The organism is Streptomyces beijiangensis, from assembly GCF_017315755.1.
GTDB classification, from domain to species: Bacteria; Actinomycetota; Actinomycetes; order Streptomycetales; family Streptomycetaceae; genus Streptomyces; species Streptomyces beijiangensis.
In genome coordinates, this window is record NZ_JAFLRJ010000971.1 from 1 (window position 1) to 238 (window position 238).

A 238-nucleotide genomic window follows, 5' to 3' on the forward strand; every position below is an offset into this window, starting at 1 on the left:
TGCTCCTCGCCGACGAGCCGGTGTCGATGCTCGACGTATCGATCCGCCTCGGGGTCCTCAATCTGTTGAAGGACCTCAAGGACCGCCTCCACCTCGCCATCCTCTACATCACCCACGACATCGCGTCCGCCCGCTACTTCGCGGACACGACGCTGGTGATGTACGCGGGCAGGATCGTCGAGGGCGGCGACAGCGAGACCGTCACCCAGCACCCCGCCCACCCCTACACCCAGCTCCT

1 pseudogene is annotated in these 238 nt (G+C 66.0%); it reads left to right on the forward strand.

The annotated features are described in order from the left end of the window. Positions 1-238, forward strand: a pseudogene (locus J0695_RS40140) (ABC transporter ATP-binding protein); the annotation flags it as partial.